The following is a 17,224-nucleotide window of genomic DNA, read 5'->3' as shown; positions in this document are numbered from 1 at the left end:
GTTGCTCCTGCAAAAGCGCTAGCGTCCCGGCTGTCCACGGGTCCCGGTCCAGATTCGGGCGATCAGGTAGGGCGGCTGACCGCGGTCTTCGGCGTCGGTGAAGATCGGATTGCGGTGCAATTGGTTGATCGCCACGTACAGCCAGGAATCCTGGCCGAAGTGCGCGTTGTCGGCCCAGAGGAAGCGCTCGTCCCTGACCAGCGGCTGCAGCTTACCGGTGCTGGTCAGCATGTCGATGCCGTTGTCGGGGAGGTTGGTGATGAAATGGTTGCCCTCGGCATCGGTGGCGGCGCCATCCGACAAGGGCTTCGGACCTACGCGGGCGATGCTCTTGCCGATGTCGGCGTCGCTCGCGCCCTCACGAAAGAGGCGAGCAGGCACGGAGTACCAGCTGGTGCCATTCATCGAGCCGAAGTAGACGGTCTCACCGTCCGAGGAAAGGGTGATGGGATTGATGCCCACGCGGGCCGGACCCATGCGGCCACCCTCACCGGGGAAGAGCAGAGGCTTGCCCTCGACGACAAGCTCGACGTCTTCGGCCTGCAGTGACGGATGGCCACGGAAGCGCCGTGCGGTGTTCTTGTTGGTATCGACGACGACGATGGCCGGATCGGGTCCGCAGTCGGCGACGTAGACGAATCCCCGGTCACCATCCACGGCAAGGTCCTGGAGAATCTGCCCCGCCGGTGCAGCAGTCTTGTCGAAGTCGTGCCGGTACGCGAGTTTGCGCGAGTTGATGTCGAACGCCAGCAGCTTGGGCGGCTGTGGCTTGTCCATCCAGTTGCCGTGATCGATCACCCACAAGCGGTCCTTGCCGTCGATGAGTACGCCGTGTGGCGTGTTCAGCACATCCTTGCCCGAGCCTGGCTTTGCGTTCCAGCTCTCGTCGGGAAAGGGAACCCAGGTGTTGCGGCCGGTGACTTCGATGAGCTGGACCGGACCTCGCCGCATGCCATGAATGCTCGCGAACACGCGACCATCCTTTGAAGCTGTGACATTGCCGGGCGTGATGTCCAGTTCGGAGACGATCTCGACCTGGCCGATGGCGGGTGCCGAGGCGGGCGGCGCGGCGGTGGGCGCAGCCGCAGGCGTCGACGCAGCAGTGGTACTCGAAGGCGATGCCGGTTCCTGCTTTGAACAGGACGCCAGCGCTAGCAGTATCGCGGCTACGAGAATCAGGTTCGTCTTCATGGCTTTCCCGTCCTTGCCGATGCGCCATGAGGCTAGCGCCGTGCGCCGCAGGCAGGGTGTTAAGCGTCGGCAAACGTCGTGAATCGCCCGGCCGCCGCGGCCCGGCCAGCGGTTGAATCACAAGAATTCACGATTCTTAACTTCTCAAGCGTCGCGTCGCGGCGGATAACTGGCCACGATGAAGATCGATGACTGGTTCCTGGGAGCGGACGTTGTGGAGTCCCACGCAAAGATCCTGGCGATCCTGACCGCCAAGCCCGGGCAGGAGCAGGCACTGGAAACGCTGCTGCGCGGCATGGTCGCGCCGAGCCGGCAGGAGCCGGGCAACCTGCGCTGGGACATCTGGCACGACGCCGCGAGACCGGGGCGCCTCGTCCTCGACGAGCTCTACCGCAGCGAGGCCGCCGTGGCGGCGCATCGTGAAACCCCGCATTTCAAGCATTACCTGTCCGTCATCGACTCGCTGGCCGAGCGGCAGGCGTTCGTCGTTCTGCCTGTGGTTGTCGCCGAACTGGTTCCCGCCGACAAGAAGTAAATGATGCGCGCCTGAGATCCCCTGGAATCCCTGTTTTCGGCCTGGAGGCATGTGATGAAAGAATCCGAAGAAGCTTCCGGGGTTGACCTAGGTCGTCGCGAAGTCCTGCGCACGACCGGCGCCACCGTGATGGCCGGGCTCGCCGTCGCGGCCCTGCCGGGCCAGCTGGCCGCTGCCGGTATGGTGCAACAAGCCGAACGCAAGCTTGCCCCGGGTTCGATAGGTGCGCGCCTGCAGGGCGTCCAGCACTTCGGCGTGACCGTGCAGAACATGGATCGCGCATTCGAGTTCTATACCGAGGTGCTCGGCGGCAACGAGGTCATGCGCGATGGCGACTTCGAGGGCGAGCGCATCCACAACACCCTGTTGACCGACGAGGACATCCTTGCACGCGAGCGCAAGGTCAACCCGCGCACCCGTGGCATTCCCGACCTGCGCGGAGGAGCGCAGCGCCTGGACGTGCGTTTCGTGCAGTTCGACAACGTCGTGATCGAGCTGCTGCAGTACCGCGACGCCGACCAGCCGATGGGGACCGGCAACAGCTTCGCCGAGGCCCGCGACCACATGAGTCCGGCCTATCCGCGTTCGATGCACATCTGTTTCTACCTGCGCGACGACGTCGACTTCAACACGTTCATCCGTGACCTCGAGGCCGAGTCTGCCCGCCGCGGGATGAGCCAGGTCCGGGCGAATCGGGTCATCACCGTGACGACCGAGCAGCAGCGCCAGGCGGCGCCGCTCGACTCGAACTCGAACAAGATCACGCAGGGTCAGTCCGACGGCTGGTCGCTGATCTACTGCAAGGGACCGGAAGGTGAACAGCTGGAGTTCGTCCAGGCACTGGGCCCGGTAAAGCGCACTTTCCAGAACGCGCTGCAGGCACGCAGGCGAATGCAGACGTGATGGATTGAAAGTGGCCACTGCGGGCCGCGGGTTACGCAGAGTCGATGGAGGAGGACCCCTGTTCCCAAGGATGGTCACCTGGCCTTGGCCGTGATCCTGCCGGTTGAGCCGTTGCGAGCGAGCCAGCTATGCCAACGACGATCAAAGTGAATGGGACCCCACACACCGTGGACGTCGACGACGACACGCCTTTGTTGTGGGTGTTGCGCGACGTGCTGCAGCTCACTGGCACGAAGTTCGGATGCGGCGTTGCGCTGTGCGGCGCCTGCACGGTGCATATCGACGGCGTGCCAAGACGGTCGTGCATCACGCCCATTGCCGCGGTCGGCGATGCCGAGGTGCGGACGATCGAGGCACTGCACGAAGTTCCGGTTGGCCGTGCGCTGCAGCAGGCCTGGCTGGAAAAGGAAGTCGTGCAGTGCGGCTACTGCCAGTCCGGCCAGCTGATGTCTGCGGCAGCACTGCTTGCTGGCAATGCGGCGCCCACCGACAACGACATCGACAGCATCATGAGCGGCAATATCTGCCGCTGCGGCACGTACGAGCGCATCCGCGGCGCCATCAAGCTGGCGGCGCAGCAGGTGGGCGGGCAGGGGAGTGCGTCATGAGCACGCATCCACGCGACGAACACCTGGCCGCGGCGATTGGCGACTTTCGCCAGTCGCGCCGTGCATTCCTGCAGACCGTCGCCGTGGTCGGCGGCAGCCTGGTCGTCGGCTTCAGCCTGGACAGTCCCGCGCTCGCGGCACGCGCGGCAAAGGGTGCGCAGCCGTGGGCGGCCAACGCATTCATACGCATCGCCCCAACGGGCGCGGTGACACTGGTCGTGCCCTATGTGGAAATGGGGCAGGGCGCTTACACGTCGCAGGCGCAGCTGCTTGCCGAGGAGCTGGACATCGGCATGGACCAGCTGACGGTGGAACATGCACCGCCGGACGAGAAGCTTTACAGCCACCCCGTTTATGGCGGGCAGATCACCGGCGGGTCAGCCTCGCTGCCGGGCAGCTGGGCGACGCTGCGCCAGGCCGGTGCCGATACGCGTTCACTGATGGTCGCGGCCGCGGCCAAGCGCTGGAAGGCGTCGCCGGCCGAGTGCCGTACCGAGCGCGGGCAGGTCATCCACACCGGCAACAACCAGCGCCTGGGCTATGGCGATCTGGTCGCGGTGGCAGCGACGTTGCCCGCTCCGACGGAGAAGGCACCGCTGAAGCCGATCGCGGACTACAAGCTGGTTGGCCATTCGGTCAAACGGGTCGATACACCGGCCAAGGTCAATGGCACCGCGAAGTTCGGCATCGATGCGCTGCCCAAGGGCGTGCGCTTCGCCGCGATACGTGCCACGCCAGTGTTTGGCGGGCGCGTCGCGGGTGTCGACCAGGCGCCGGCGCTGGCCGTGCGCGGCGTCAAGCAGGTGGTGGTGCTCGACGACCTGGTGGCCGTGGTCGCCGACAACACCTGGGCTGCACGCAAAGGCCTTGCGGCGCTCGACATCCGCTGGAACGAAGGCGCCAATGCCAGGCTCGACACCGCTGCCCTGGTCGCGCAGTGCGACGCTGCACTGGAGCGCGAAGGCGTGGTCGCGGTCAAGGTCGGCGACGTGGCGCAGGCGCGCGCCGCCAAGACCTACGAGGCCACGTTCCGCCAGCCCATGCTCGCGCACGCGGCAATGGAACCGATCAACTGCACCGCGCACGTGAGCAAGGACCGTTGCGAGGTCTGGGTCGGTTGCCAGGTGCTGGGTCGGGCCCAGAAGCGCGCGGCAGAAGCCTCCGGGTTGCCGCTGGAGAAGGTCGTCGTCCACAACCACTTGCTCGGCGGTGGCTTCGGCCGACGGCTCGAGGCCGACTATGTGACGCAGGCCGTGCGCATCGCCAAGCACGTCGATGCGCCGGTGAAGGTGACGTGGAGCCGCGAGGAGGACATCCAGCAGGATTACTTCCGCTACCACAACCACAGCCGCGTCTGGGTCGGCACCGATCGCGCCGGCATGCCGGTGAGCTTCCGTCACCGCGTGGTGGGGCCGGCGATCATGGCGGTGTTCCTGCCGATCTTCTTCAAGGATGGCGTCGACTACGACGCGGTCAACGGCGCGGCAGGACCGTACGACTTCCCCAACGCGCTGGTGGATTACGTGCGCCAGGAACCGCCCGAGGGCCTGCACGTGGGCAACTGGCGCGGCGTGGGCCATACCCGCAACGTGTTCGTCGTCGAGTCGGTCATCGATGATCTGGCGCAGCGTGCCGGCGTCGACCCGGTCGAATACCGCCGGCGCCTGCTCGGCAAGAGTCCGCGCTCGCTGGCGGTGGTGGACCTTGCCGCCGAGAAGGCCGGGTGGGGTCGCAAGCTCGAGAAGGGCCAGGGCCTGGGCATGTCGGTGCAGGAAGGCTTCGGCAGCTTCCTCGCGACCGTCGCGCAGGTACGCGTGGCGCCGGACGGCAAGCTGAAAGTGGAACGCGTGGTCTGCGCGATCGACTGCGGCGTGGCCGTCAATCCCGACATCGTCAAGGCGCAGCTGATGAGCGGGGTGATCTTTGGCCTGTCGGCAGCGCTGTACGGCAAGGTCACCGTCGCCAACGGACGCATTGTCGAAAGCAACTTCGATAGCTATCCAGTGGTGCGGATGCGGGAGGCGCCACCGGTGGAGGTGCATATCGTGTCGAGCACGCTCGATCCGGGCGGCGTCGGCGAACCCGGTACGTCGGGAATACTCCCGGCCATCACCAATGCCATCTTCCATGCCACCGGCAAGCGGATCTTCGACTTGCCGATCGACACCGCGCTGCTGAAGGGAGGCCGACATGAGGCGTAATGCAATCGCGGCCATGATCGTGGTCGCCACGACGGCCTGCCTGGCGGTCGCCTGGGCGCAGAAGGCCGCGACCAGTACGGCATCGGCCACTTCCGCACCGGGACTCAAGGAAGTCTCCGAATTCGATGGCATCAACGATCAGCGCAAGCGCTCGGTCGCGCTGTTCGAAGAGGCGGGCAAGGTGTTGCAGCATCCGCGCTGCCTCAACTGCCATCCGGTGGAACGTGCACCCACGCAGGGCGACGACCTGCATCCGCACGTGCCCGAAGTGGCTGGCGGCGCCGACAACCACGGCATGCCGGGCATGCCGTGCAACAGCTGCCATGGCAAGTCGAACTCGATGACCCTGGGCGACACCGTGCGGACGATTCCGGGCGACGCGCACTGGGCGCTGGCACCGGCCTCGATGGCCTGGCAAGGCAAATCGCTGGGCCAGATCTGCGAGCAGTTGAAGGACCTCAAGCGCAACGGCAACCGTGACTTGGCCAAGATCAGCCATCACATGGGCACCGACACACTGGTCGGATGGGCGTGGAATCCGGGCAGTGGACGAACGCCGGCGCCAGGCACGCAAAAGCAGTTCGGTGCGCTGGTCGACGCGTGGATTGCCAGCGGGGCCGCCTGCCCGCAGTGAGCGAGCCGGCAACGATGTGTCGCTAGCGGGTGCTGCCGGACCGCCTCGTCCGGCAGCGGTCCATTTCCTCATTGATGGCGGTCACCGCCAGCCACGACTCGCGCGCCAGCAGCAGGCTGGCAAAGAGCAGGGTGACCACGCCAAACGACGCCAGCAGGATGGGCAGCGAATCCAGGCGCCACCCGCTGAAACTGTTGACCGCCACGACAATGCTGGTGGCGACGAAGAAGGTGGTCGCCGCGTACAGCAACTGGGTGGCGCGAAGGACGACCATGCTCCGATGCTTCTGCATCTTGATGTGCCCCTCGATCCACCGGAGCGACTCGTCGTCCTGGGTGTTTTCCGCTTCCTCTATGAGCGTGCGGGCGCGATCGATGATGCGGGCCAGGCGATTGTTGGCCGCAATCAGGAACGAGCCGGTCGCCGTCAGGAAGAAGGCCGGCGCCAGCATGGCGGTGAGCACTGCATGATTCATGGCGGGATCTTCGCTCATTCCGGGCGCGTTGCAGCGTCGGCCCCTTCGTTGAGGGTCCGGCTTTCGCGCCGGGGAGGGGTAAGCGGGACAGGTTGCGGTCGCTTGTGGAAGCTCATCACCGCGCCGGTCACCCAATCGCCACCGGCCAGTTCGTAGGCGAAACGCTCGGCGTCCTGGCGGCGCACGCCGTCGGCGATCCGGTCGGCCTCGGCCGGTGTCACCCCCAGTTGCCGAAGGGTCAGGCTGCCGAAGTTCAACGCTGACTCGAAGGTCTCGCGCACAAACAAGTCGACGCCTTCACCGGCCAGGTGCCAGGCATGCTCACGGTCGTAGGCCCTGACCATCAAGGTGGCCTGGGAAAACTCCGCCTTGGCCAGCTCGACGATGCAGTTGGCCGTATCGCGGTGGTCCGTGCAGATGGCGATGACGCTTGCCTGGCCCGCGCCGGCAGCGCGCAGGACGTCCAGACGCGTGCCATCCCCGTAATAGACCTTGAAGCCGAAGTCCGAAGCGGCCTGGATCATCTCGACATCGGTGTCGATCACGGTGACATCGACATCGCGTGCCAGCAGCGATTGGCTCACCACCTGGCCGAAGCGACCGAAGCCGATCATCAGCACGCGGCCGGACACGCCGAACGCCATGTCCAGTCCATCCAGCGAGGGCTGGGTCCGGTGTGGCAGCAGGCGCTTGACCAGTAGGCACACCAGGGGAGTCAACGCCATCGACAAGACCACGATGGCAGTGAAGAGTGCATTGGCCTGCGCGCTGATCACGCCCGTCATGGCCGCGGTGGAATAGAGAACGAAGGCGAACTCGCCGCCTTGCGCCATCAGCGATGCGCGGTCGAGCGCCTCGGCATGGCTGCTGCGCAACACGCGCGCGACGACGTAGATGCACGCCGCCTTGGCCACCATCATCGCCAGCACGCCAGTGACCAGCAGCGGCCAGTTGGCGCGCACGACCGACACGTCCAGTGCCATGCCCACGGCCAGGAAGAACAGGCCCAGCAGGATGCCGCGGAACGGCTCGATGTCGGCTTCCAGCTGGTGGCGGAAGCTCGACTCCGACAGCAGGACACCGGCCAGGAAGGCGCCCATCGCCATCGACAGGCCGCCCACTTCCATCAGCAGCGCCGCTCCCAGTACGACGAGCAAGGCCCCCGCGCTCAACGCCTCGCGCGACTTGGCGCCGGCCAGGATCCGGAACAGCGGGTTGAGCAGCCACTTGCCCGCAGCGATCAGTGCCAGCAGCGCGCCAATGCCGACCAGCACCGACAGCCAGCGCTCGGCCGAGGTGGTCTGTTCCTGCACCGGCGCCATCCACGCCACCACCGCAAGCAGCGGTACCAGCAACAGGTCTTCGAGCAGCAGCACGGAGACGATCTTCTGGCCGCCCGGCAGTGCGAGGTCGCCGCGCTCGGACAGCAACTGCATGACGATTGCGGTGGAGGTGAGCACGAAGCCCATGGCGCCAATGAAGGCCACTGGCGGTGGCCACCCCAGCAGCACGCCTACGCCGGTCAGCACTGCGGCGCAGGTGACGATCTGCAGTGTGCCGAGGCCAAAGATCTCGCGGCGCAGGTCCCACAGATGCGACGGCCGCATCTCCAGGCCGATCACGAACAGGAACATCACCACGCCAAGTTCGGCGACATGCAGGATCGCCCTGGAGTCGGTGAACCATCCCAGGCCAAACGGGCCCACCACCAACCCGGCCGTGAGATAGCCCAATACCGATCCAAGTCCCAGGCGACGGAACAGCGGCACGACCAGCACTGCCGCGCCAAGGAGAATGACCGCCTGGATCAGTTGGCTGTTCGCGGATTCAGCTGCCATGGGGATCCCCGATGCAACACGCAGGCCGATGCCTTCCGGGGTCGATGCTAGCGCCTGTAGCCCGTTATGCATCGTCCATGCCAAAAGTGCCAGGTCAAGTGCCGTTGCGCGCCACCGTGGTCAAAGGGTAAAACCACTTGGAAAGTGCGTTGGCGAGCACACCCCGTCAGTGAGGTGGCCGCCTCCCGTCTCCCTCCTAAGCCGCCAGTGGTCGCAGGAGAGCAGGGCATGAGCTGCGTATTCGAATTCGGGCCCTTCCGCTTGTGCCCGACGACGCGTGTCTTGCAGCAACACGACGGCGACGTCGCACTGGGCAGCCGTGCGTTCGACATTCTCGTGGCACTGGTCGAAAGCAACGGCAACGTGCTGACACGCCGGGAGCTGATGGCCATCGCCTGGCCCGGGCTGGTTGTGGAAGAGTCCAACGTACGCGTGCAGGTGGCGAACCTGCGCAAGGTACTGGGTTGCGGCCGCGACGGCGCGCGCTACATCGCAAGCATCGCCGGCCGCGGCTACTGTTTCGCCGCTCCCGTGCAGCGGACCGCGACCGCGGATGAACCCCCTGCGGCGAATGCGCGCGGCGCGGTACAACCGCAGAAACCGTTGCCCCATTTGCCTGCACCCCTGGAGCGGGCATTAGGACGGGAGGAAAGCGTCGAAGAGCTTTCACGGCTGCTGCCGGTTCACCGCCTGATCACCGTGGCCGGCGCCGCAGGAGCGGGCAAGACGACGCTGGCGGTGCTCGTGGCTCACGCGGCCGAGTCGTTCGGCGACTCGATCCATTTCATCGATCTGAGCATCGTGACGAGCGAGGACCGCGTCCTGGAGGCGGTGGCGACCGCAATCGGCTACATGCCGTCGGGGCCGGTCGAGCTGGCCGGTTTGATCGACGTGCTTTCAACGCGGCGTACGCTCCTCGTGCTGGACAACTGCGAGCACCTGATCGGCGCAGTGGCCGACCTGTGCGTCCACACCCTCGAGCACACGGGGACGGTTCACTTTCTCAACACCAGCCGCGAGGCGCTGCGCCTGGCCGACGAGCACGTCTACCTGCTGCGTCCACTCGGGTCGCCACCTGGCACCGGGCGACTGACCGCAGAGCAGGCGTTGGCGTGGCCCGCCGTGCAGCTGTTCGTGGATCGTGCCCGGGAAGGGGGCGCGCTGGAACCCCTCAGCGACGAGGACGCTCCGACGGTGGCGGCGATCTGTCGACGCCTGGATGGCAACCCCCTGGCCATCGGCCTGGTGGCCAGCCGGGTAGGGGCGTACGGCATACAGGGCGTGTCGGATCTGCTCGCAAGCCAGTTCGCATTGCTCTGGCAAGGGCGCCGGGATGCGATACCGCGCCATCAATCCGTGGAAGCCCTGATCGCCTGGTCGCATGACCTGCTGCCGCAACGCGACCGCATCGTGCTCTATCGGCTGTCCGTGTTCGCGGGAGCGTTTCCGCTGGAGTCGGCGATCCATGTCATCGCCGATGACAACGTCGGCGGCCTGCAGGCGGGGGAGGCGATCTGCGACCTGGTCGACAAGTCATTGATCGTCGCAAGCTCGATCGACGGTGAAACGCATGTCCGGCTGCTGGAGACCACGCGTGCATACGCCGTCGCCAAACTGGCGACCACGGGGGACGCAGGGGAAGTTGCAAGCCGGCACGCGCGCTACTACGCGGAACAGCTGCGGGAGTACTCGCTTCATGGCTCCGTCAACCGCACCGGGGGAGAGCGCCCGCGTTCGCCCGACATCGGCAATGTACGCGTAGCAATGGACTGGTGTTTTGCGGCGCGCCACGACGTGAACCTTGGCGTCGAGATGAGCAGGCACGCCGCGTCGTTGTTCCTCGAACACTCACTGCTGAACGAGTGCAAGCGCTGCTGCGAGCGTGCGCTTGCCGCGATGCCGGAGCACCTGCGCTCGACCGACGTCGAGATGAGTCTTCTCGAATCGCTGGCCGTCACCTGCTACATCATGGGTGACTACGACGGCGAGATGACCGCCATCGTCGAGAAGGGACTGGCGACGAGCATCGCCCTGGACGACGTCCGGGCCACGTTCCGGTTCCTGGCCGGGTTGCACCTGGCGATGATGTCCAACGGCCGGTTCCCTGAGTCGCTCCTTGTTTCCGAGCGCTATGCGTCACTGGCAGCGGCGAGGGGTGGTCCGCGCGAGGCCATCGTTGCCGCCTGGATGAGCGGATCGTCCAATCACTACACCGGGCGCCAGCTCGAAGCGGACGAGAGCTTTGCCCGCGGCACCCGGCTGGTCGCCGAGCACGGCGTGCGCCAGCTGGTGTACTTCGAAATGAAGGAACAGGTCATCGCCATCGCCAGCATGGCGCGGGTCAAGTGGGTCCGTGGGTTCCCACTCCAGGCGCTCGAAGTGGCAAGGCGCATCGTCGACGACTCCCGCCGCCATCCCGACTCGCTCTACATCAGCGTGGTCCTGTGCTTCCCGATCTTCCTCCAGAACAAGCTCGACAACCTTGCCGAACTGCTGATCCAGGAACTGGCGGCCGTGGCCAACGAGTACAAGATGGGGACGCGACTGCCCATGGGGCATTACCTCAAGGGGCATCTGTTGCTTCACCGTGGACGGCCCGACGAGGCGGCGATGCATCTGCGGCAATGCCTGGAGATGCTGCGGCCGCCGAAGTTGACGGTGATACGAAGTGACGCGTTGCAGGCATTCGCGGAGTCACTGCGTCAACTGGGCGACGGGGCAGGGGCCCTGGACGCGATCAATGAGGCCATCGGCCTGGCGGAGCAGACAGGAGGCGTGGTCAACCTGGCTGACATGCTCAGGGCGAAGGCCGAAGTGATGCGGATAGTGCCAGGCACCAGGCAGACCCAGATCGAGCAGGTGCTGTCGCAGGCAATGGCGTGCGCGAAGTCGCAAGGGGCGCTTGAGTGGGAGATGAGCGTGGCGTTGGCAATGGCCGAAGGGAAGGCCGCGCAAGGGCGGCGGAAGGAAGCGAAGGGAATGCTGGAGAGCGTCTACTCCCGCTTCACCGAGGGCTTCGACACGGGAGTTCGCAAGGCGACGGCCAAGGCGCTGGAAGGACTCTAGGGCGGGCGCACCGTTCGAGTGCTGGCTGTCGCGCGTCCCACACAGCGTTACATAACGCTGATCGCCGGAAACAGTGGGGATACAACGGAACCGCCAAATAGGAACTTCTACCCATGAAGAAGGAGTTCCGGAATGAAAACGTTCCTGTTGACAGGCAGTGCCCGCGGGCTCGGCCGAAGCATCGCGACTTCGGTGCTCGAAGCCGGACACCAACTGATCGCAACAGCGCGAGACCCTGATCAGCTGGCGGATCTCGTCGACCGCCATGCAAGCCGGATCCTGCCTGTCGCACTCGATGTCACCGATGGCGAAGCGGCGCAGTTGGCGGTGAAGGCCGGTGTGGAGCGCTTCGGGCGGATCGATGTGGTGATCAACAACGCCGGATTCGGCATTGTCGGATCCGTCGAGGACATGCCCATGTCGGCGATCCGCGCACAGCTCGAAACCAACTTCCTCGGCAGCGTTAACGTGATCAAGGCCGCGCTGCCGGTTCTGCGAGGGCAGGGTGCCGGCCACATCATCCAGGTCTCTTCGATTGGCGCGCGCATTGCCACTCCTGGCGCAGCGGCGTACTACGCATCGAAGTGGGCCCTGGCTGGATTCATCGAGTCCCTGGCGCTGGAGATCAGGCCGCTGGGCATACACGTCACGGCCATCGAGCCTGGCGGCATGAGGACCGATTTCGCTGACGATTCATCACTGACGATCATCCCCGGCAGTGCGGCCTACGCCGCGACATCGGGCGCTACCGCGCAGATGATGAAGTCGCCGGACTACCTGGCGTCGACCACAGACCCCGCCAGGATCGCCGCACTCATCCTGAAGGTCGCCGGGCTGGAAGACCCGCCGTTGCGGCTGCTCGCCGGCAGTGGAACCCACGACTACGGCACGGCCGCCGACGGGATGCGGGCAAAGGAAGATGCACGCTGGAAGTGGCTCAGCGCGTTCGCGGACTGACGACGCGAATCAGAACGCCCACGACAGGAACAGCCTGAGCTCCCAGACATCGTTGTCGCCGTGGCCCAGGCTCAGGTAGCCCGCGCTCGCCTCCACGAACATCGCCTGCGACACCAGCGCACGCGCGCCCAGGCGCAGTGAGCCGAGCCAGGCCGATGTGGAGGCGAGTCGCAGGTCGGAGGTCAGGATGCCGCCGTCCTGGGGTCGGATGAAGGCGTAGTTGGCGCCGATCTCGCCGTACGGAATCACGACACTGTTGCCCGGATGGAAGGTCCGGCTGACTTCCAGCAATCCTTCGACGGTGCCGTTGTCGAAGCTGTCGCGGGCCACGTGCAGCGAGATGGGCGTGTCGAACACCAAGCCGGAGAGGTCATAGGCGTCGTTGTCGTAGTGGCTGTAGCTCAGGGTGAACTTGGGGCGAAGCGCGTACTCACCCGCCTGGTACTGGCCTGTCGTGTTCAACGTCAGCGACACGCGCGTCGAGTCGTAACTGCCATCGAGGACCGCCACCCTGGAATCGTTCGACAGCCAGGCGTACACCAGCGACGTATCCATTGCCCAGCGCTGCGACAGCGGCTGCGCCACGTAGGCGCCAATGCCATAGCCGTCGGTCTCCTGGCGCAGATTGCCCTCGAAGCCGTCGCTGTCATTGCTCTCGTAGGAGACCAGTGCGCCGACGACGACGTCATTGTCGTGGCGACGGTCTGCGCCGAGGGTGAAGTAGTTGCCGCTGCCGTCCATGTCCAGGCCATGACGGCGATCGGAAGTGTCGAGCGTGCGGCCATCGAACCACAGGTTCCAGCGCGTGGGTGTCGCGAACTCGCGCCCCGGCGTGACAGGGGCCGCTTGTCCGAAGCCCGTTCGCGCCTGTTCGGCGGCCGCATAGTCGCAGTCAGTGGGCGTGTCGACGCCGATCTCGTCTGCAGACCTCCACTCAAGGCAATCGGAGACGACCTGTTCCTGTGCTGCACCGCGCGCAAGCGTGGCATCGTCGATCGCCGGCGCGGGTGTAACCGGAGTCTCGGGTGCGGGTGCCGGTGGAGACAGCGTTGCGATGGGCGGTGTCACTCCCCCAGGCAATGCCGGTGTCGTTACGCCAGAGGGCGGCAGCGGCGCTATCGGCGGTATCACGCTGCCTGGTCCGCTCGGTACCACGGCAATCGGAGGCGCCGCTGGACTCCCCGGAAGTGTGGGTGTCACGCCAACGGGTGGAAGTGTCGCAACTGGCGAAGACACGCCGCCGGGCTGCGTGGGCATCACGCCACTTGGCGGCAACAGGTTTCCCGGACCGCTCGGAATCACGCCCGTAGGTGATCCCGGACGCGTGGGCATCGCACCGACCGGAGGAAGGGTCGCGACCGGTGGTGCAACACCGCCGGGGATCGTGGGCATCACGCCGGCAGGAGGGAGTGTTGCGACGGGAGGCGCGACACTGCCGGGAAGTGTCGGCATCACGCCGGAGGGCGGTGCCGAGGGGCGACCCGGCAGCCTCGGCATCGCACCGGTGGGAGGGCGTGTTCCGATCGGTGGTGCGACACCGCCGGGCACTGCGGGCATCACGCCCGAGGGTGGCGGAGCAGGGCGACCTGGAAGTGTCGGCATGACGCCGGTGGGCGGAAGCGCCGCCACGGGCGGTGCGACGCCTCCCGGTAGTGTCGGCATCACGCCGGAAGGCGGAGCTGACGGACGACCCGGAAGCGTCGGCATTGCACCACCAGGCGGTCGCGTTCCGATCGGCGGCGCGACACCGCCAGGACGTGTCGGCATCACGCCGGAAGGCGGTGCGGAAGGGCGTCCCGGGAGTGTCGGCATCGCACCGGCAGGAGGCAGTTTCGCCAGCGGCGGCGCAACGCCGCCGGGTAGCGAGGGCGTCAATGCGGTCACGCCACCGGGTGACAGCGGCCCTCCGGGCGGCCGAAGTCCTCCCGGCGGCCGCAGTTCGGGCAGACGGATGAACGACGGAAAGGTGATGCCACCTTTCTGGTTCTGCGAATCGATCATGCAAGGCCGATTGCCTTCAACGACCAGCAACTGGTGCACGCCGCCATTGCCGCTGGACACGACCGGCGAGAGCGTCACCCGCAGGCCGCGTCGGCTGCGATCCCATTGGTCGACGACCTGGCTGCCCTGCGTCGACTCCAGTTGGAACGTACCGGCACCGGTCGCCGACAGCCACACCGAACGCGCCTCGTTGGCAGTCACACCCAGATAAGCCAGTCCACCGCGGTCCTTGCACTGTTGCGCAGCGGCGGTATCAGGGGCCATCAGCCACGCCACACCGAACAGCAGCGCGAGCGGCGACAGCCGCTCGACCTTGGGCAACGACAATGGGCTGGTATCGTGATTCGACATCGTGGTCTGGCCACGGATGATCGAATCGCGCATGGCGCGCTGCGAAGCCAAGGGTGGTGATCTCCGGCGGTACGGGACACACACTGAGCAGGTTCAGCAGGGCCAATTCTTCGGCCACCAAGATCATCAACGCGTGACGGAACGGCAGCAGCCCGCCAGGGCGCGGCAGTAGGGGGCGCGAGGTGGCCACCCCCGGGTGGTGGAGCGACTTCTGCCGGCGTATCGTTGGGGCGCCCGCAACCGATACTGCGGAAAGCATGTCGGGTAGGGGATCGATTTCGTCGGCGCCACGCAAACCTGCCAGCAGGAGCAAGCCATGGTCATGCGCGCAATTCCAGGATGGGCTGTCGTCGCACTGCTCGCTGCAGGAACGGCCACGGCGGCCGAGGAACGCGCCATCAACCTCGACGCGTACCAGTCGGCCTTGCTGCAGGCATCGGGTCATCCCAACGAACTCAACCGATGGCATGGCATTTGGAACTACGACAACGGGCGACAGGACGAAGCGCTCAAGTATTTCCTGCGGGCCGCCGCATACGGCGACAAGCTGTCGCAGCACTTTCTCGCGCTGATGTACTGGAACGGTGATGGCGTCGACCGCGACCCGGTGCAGGCCTATGTCTGGGCCGACCTGGCCGCGGAACGTGGCAACAGCCCGGACCTGATTCGCGTGCGCGAGCACATCTGGCACGAACTCACGCCAGCCCAGCAGGCGCAGTCCGTCGAGATGGGCCAAGGCTATTACGAACGCTACGGCGACCAGGTCGCACAGCGCCGCACCAATACCGAGATCCGCCGCTTCGCGCGCACACAGACAGGCAGCCGCGTTGGCCTGCTGACTTCAAGGCTGGAGGTGAACGCAGGCAGGCCCGACCTGTGGGCGGGCGGCGGCAGGTCGTCGTACGGACCGCTCCAGGCCACCGGCACGGAGTTCTATGCCGACAACCGCACACGCCCGACGGAATACTGGCAGGCCGAAGACTTGAGCCTTGGCGCCCTGATGAAACGCATTGGTGCTGGCGAAGTGAAAGTCGGCGACGTCGATGTGGTCAAGGATGAGGGGAAGTAGTGCAATCGAATGCGATCACTTGCTTGGAGAGCAGAACGCCTGTCGCGGGGCGTGTTTCAGACTTGTGTCCGGTTCTCAAAACGTGTTCCCGTAAAAGGCTAAGAAATTCAGAGCCTTAGCGGGGCCGGAGTATTCCGTTGCGACGGGGAATTGCGACGCAAATGCGTATCCCATTCTGCGAAAGCTCGAGGCCCGCTGCCTGTCCCTCAACCTGGCCGTGAGAGATAGTTGGGTCACGGGGGCCTCCTCGAATTCGAGGCGCGCCCTAGAATGTGAGCAGGATAGCTCGAGGTCCTCCTAGCGAGCTATGGGTGCCGATGCCGCAGATCTGGCCTTCCTTGTTGATGCCAGTCGCACTGTCCACGTGCCAGTCCGTGTCGAGAAGCCGGGTATTGAGGTCCACTAAGCCGTTGGTGTTGTCGAACATGAAGCCGGCCGTGTCCTGCGCCGGAGGAGAAGGCCAATAGTGTCCGACGACGACGTCCTTGGTTGACACCGTTGCGACCGCAAGCGCCTCGCTCGGCAGCGGGCCGAACGGAAGGGGAGGGACGATAGACGGAACTCCGAAGATCAAGCCCATGCGCACGATCGGCGGCAGGGCGTCGCTGATGCCGACAATGGTACCTTGATTGCTTACTCCATTCGCGCGCGAATCACCGAAGAACTGAGTCGGCGAAAGCGGAGAGGGCAGCAGAGTGCCAAGGAATTCCAAGGTTCCATTGCCAAGCGACCTGAAGGCTTGTCGGCGTACGACACCAGCTGCATCCGCTATGGTGGCATCCCCCACAATCATCCCGTTCCGGATGCCGAGCGCCTGACTCGGGTAGTGGCCATGAAAGAAGCTCTGCACCGTGGACGCTCCCGGACTACCGACAAACGCCCATTCGATACCACTAGAGTCGTGCGCCCAGCCGACGATGGTATCGATGTCGTCTATCCCGAATGCCTTGCTGCTTTGCCAAGGCAGGCCCACGGCATCGACATCCAAGGTGCCGAGATCTGTCAGCGTCGTATCGCTTGGTATAAAGAAGAACGCACGCGTGACTGGAGCGCCACTGGGGTCGCTGGTGCTGCAAAACCCCACGATCGTTCCGCCAGTGTTGATCGCTGTCGGCGTCACTTCGCCAACGATACGACGTCGAGGTTCGATCAAAGCCGGTAGCGGCACATCACTACCGACGATCCCGTTCGGTGTGCTCGGCATCCATACCAGTCCTGTCCCGAAATCGTCGCGACCGATCACGACACCCTTATCGTTCACTGCAACCGCCGAGCTGTGGCCATTCAACGTCGCCGGGAAGAGGTCGGTGACTCTCGCCTTGATCATGTCTTGTTCCCTCGCTTTCGCAGCGAAGCCAGAGCAGCGTCGCAGTTGCCGCCGGTTTCGACATCAGC

13 protein-coding genes are annotated in these 17,224 nt (G+C 65.5%); 8 read left to right on the top strand and 5 right to left on the bottom strand.

From position 1 onward, the window contains the following. Nucleotides 1–18: 18 nt before the first annotated feature. On the bottom strand, nucleotides 19–1,191 hold the full coding sequence (locus HIV01_RS05145) for an L-dopachrome tautomerase-related protein (protein ID WP_200605257.1): 1,173 nt from the start codon (nucleotides 1,189–1,191) through the stop codon (nucleotides 19–21). A gap of 178 nt (nucleotides 1,192–1,369) precedes the next feature. On the opposite strand from HIV01_RS05145, the gene HIV01_RS05140 reads away from it, so the two are divergent. From HIV01_RS05140 to HIV01_RS05120, 5 genes are all read left to right on the top strand, one after another. Further along, entirely contained in the window at nucleotides 1,370–1,726 is a 357-nt protein-coding gene (locus HIV01_RS05140; RefSeq protein WP_200605256.1) for a putative quinol monooxygenase, read from the top strand. Nucleotides 1,727–1,780: 54 nt separating this feature from the next. Further along, complete coding sequence (locus HIV01_RS05135) at nucleotides 1,781–2,629, top strand: VOC family protein (RefSeq protein WP_207527097.1); 849 nt, start codon at nucleotides 1,781–1,783, stop codon at nucleotides 2,627–2,629. 146 nt (nucleotides 2,630–2,775) lie between these two features. Next, nucleotides 2,776–3,237 carry a (2Fe-2S)-binding protein gene (locus HIV01_RS05130; protein ID WP_280633583.1) on the top strand — a complete coding sequence of 154 codons (462 nt, stop codon included), beginning with the start codon at nucleotides 2,776–2,778 and terminating at the stop codon, nucleotides 3,235–3,237. Beyond that, complete coding sequence (locus tag HIV01_RS05125; protein WP_200605253.1) at nucleotides 3,234–5,438, top strand: xanthine dehydrogenase family protein molybdopterin-binding subunit; 2,205 nt, start codon at nucleotides 3,234–3,236, stop codon at nucleotides 5,436–5,438. Before HIV01_RS05130 ends, HIV01_RS05125 begins: the two co-directional genes overlap by 4 nt. Continuing rightward, nucleotides 5,428–6,072 (top strand): hypothetical protein, encoded by a 645-nt coding sequence (locus tag HIV01_RS05120; protein WP_200605252.1) that lies wholly within the window; start codon nucleotides 5,428–5,430, stop codon nucleotides 6,070–6,072. The genes HIV01_RS05125 and HIV01_RS05120 overlap by 11 nt, the downstream gene beginning before the upstream one ends. A gap of 22 nt (nucleotides 6,073–6,094) precedes the next feature. Here the strand turns inward: HIV01_RS05120 and HIV01_RS05115 are convergent, their stop codons facing one another. Together HIV01_RS05115 and HIV01_RS05110 are read right to left on the bottom strand one after the other, a co-directional pair. Next, entirely contained in the window at nucleotides 6,095–6,565 is a 471-nt protein-coding gene (locus HIV01_RS05115) for a DUF2721 domain-containing protein (protein WP_200605251.1), read from the bottom strand. After that, nucleotides 6,562–8,385, bottom strand: a complete 1,824-nt coding sequence (locus HIV01_RS05110; RefSeq protein ID WP_200605250.1) for a monovalent cation:proton antiporter-2 (CPA2) family protein — start codon at nucleotides 8,383–8,385, stop codon at nucleotides 6,562–6,564. The genes HIV01_RS05115 and HIV01_RS05110 overlap by 4 nt, the downstream gene beginning before the upstream one ends. Before the next feature lie 228 nt (nucleotides 8,386–8,613). Between HIV01_RS05110 and HIV01_RS05105 the strand changes: the two genes are divergently transcribed. Together HIV01_RS05105 and HIV01_RS05100 are read left to right on the top strand one after the other, a co-directional pair. After that, a complete protein-coding gene (locus HIV01_RS05105; protein ID WP_200605249.1) occupies nucleotides 8,614–11,451 on the top strand; it encodes an ATP-binding protein in 2,838 nt (945 codons plus the stop codon). A 132-nt stretch (nucleotides 11,452–11,583) separates the two neighbouring features. After that, a complete protein-coding gene (locus HIV01_RS05100; protein WP_200605248.1) occupies nucleotides 11,584–12,408 on the top strand; it encodes an SDR family NAD(P)-dependent oxidoreductase in 825 nt (274 codons plus the stop codon). A 9-nt stretch (nucleotides 12,409–12,417) separates the two neighbouring features. Here HIV01_RS05100 and HIV01_RS05095 read toward each other — a convergent pair whose 3' ends face one another. Beyond that, nucleotides 12,418–13,476: an autotransporter outer membrane beta-barrel domain-containing protein gene (locus HIV01_RS05095; RefSeq protein WP_200605247.1), complete on the bottom strand. Its 1,059-nt coding sequence runs from the start codon at nucleotides 13,474–13,476 to the stop codon at nucleotides 12,418–12,420. 1,600 nt (nucleotides 13,477–15,076) lie between these two features. Here HIV01_RS05095 and HIV01_RS05090 point away from each other — a divergent pair. Then, nucleotides 15,077–15,829, top strand: a complete 753-nt coding sequence (locus tag HIV01_RS05090; RefSeq protein ID WP_200605246.1) for a tetratricopeptide repeat protein — start codon at nucleotides 15,077–15,079, stop codon at nucleotides 15,827–15,829. A 265-nt stretch (nucleotides 15,830–16,094) separates the two neighbouring features. Here HIV01_RS05090 and HIV01_RS05085 read toward each other — a convergent pair whose 3' ends face one another. After that, nucleotides 16,095–17,156 carry a hypothetical protein gene (locus HIV01_RS05085; RefSeq protein ID WP_200605245.1) on the bottom strand — a complete coding sequence of 354 codons (1,062 nt, stop codon included), beginning with the start codon at nucleotides 17,154–17,156 and terminating at the stop codon, nucleotides 16,095–16,097. Nucleotides 17,157–17,224 lie beyond the last annotated feature (68 nt).

It is taken from the genome of Lysobacter arenosi, assembly GCF_016613475.2.
Lineage (GTDB): Bacteria > Pseudomonadota > Gammaproteobacteria > Xanthomonadales > Xanthomonadaceae > Lysobacter_J > Lysobacter_J arenosi.
Note: the sequence above shows the minus strand (reverse complement) of the source record. Positions and strands in the feature narration are given on the sequence as shown.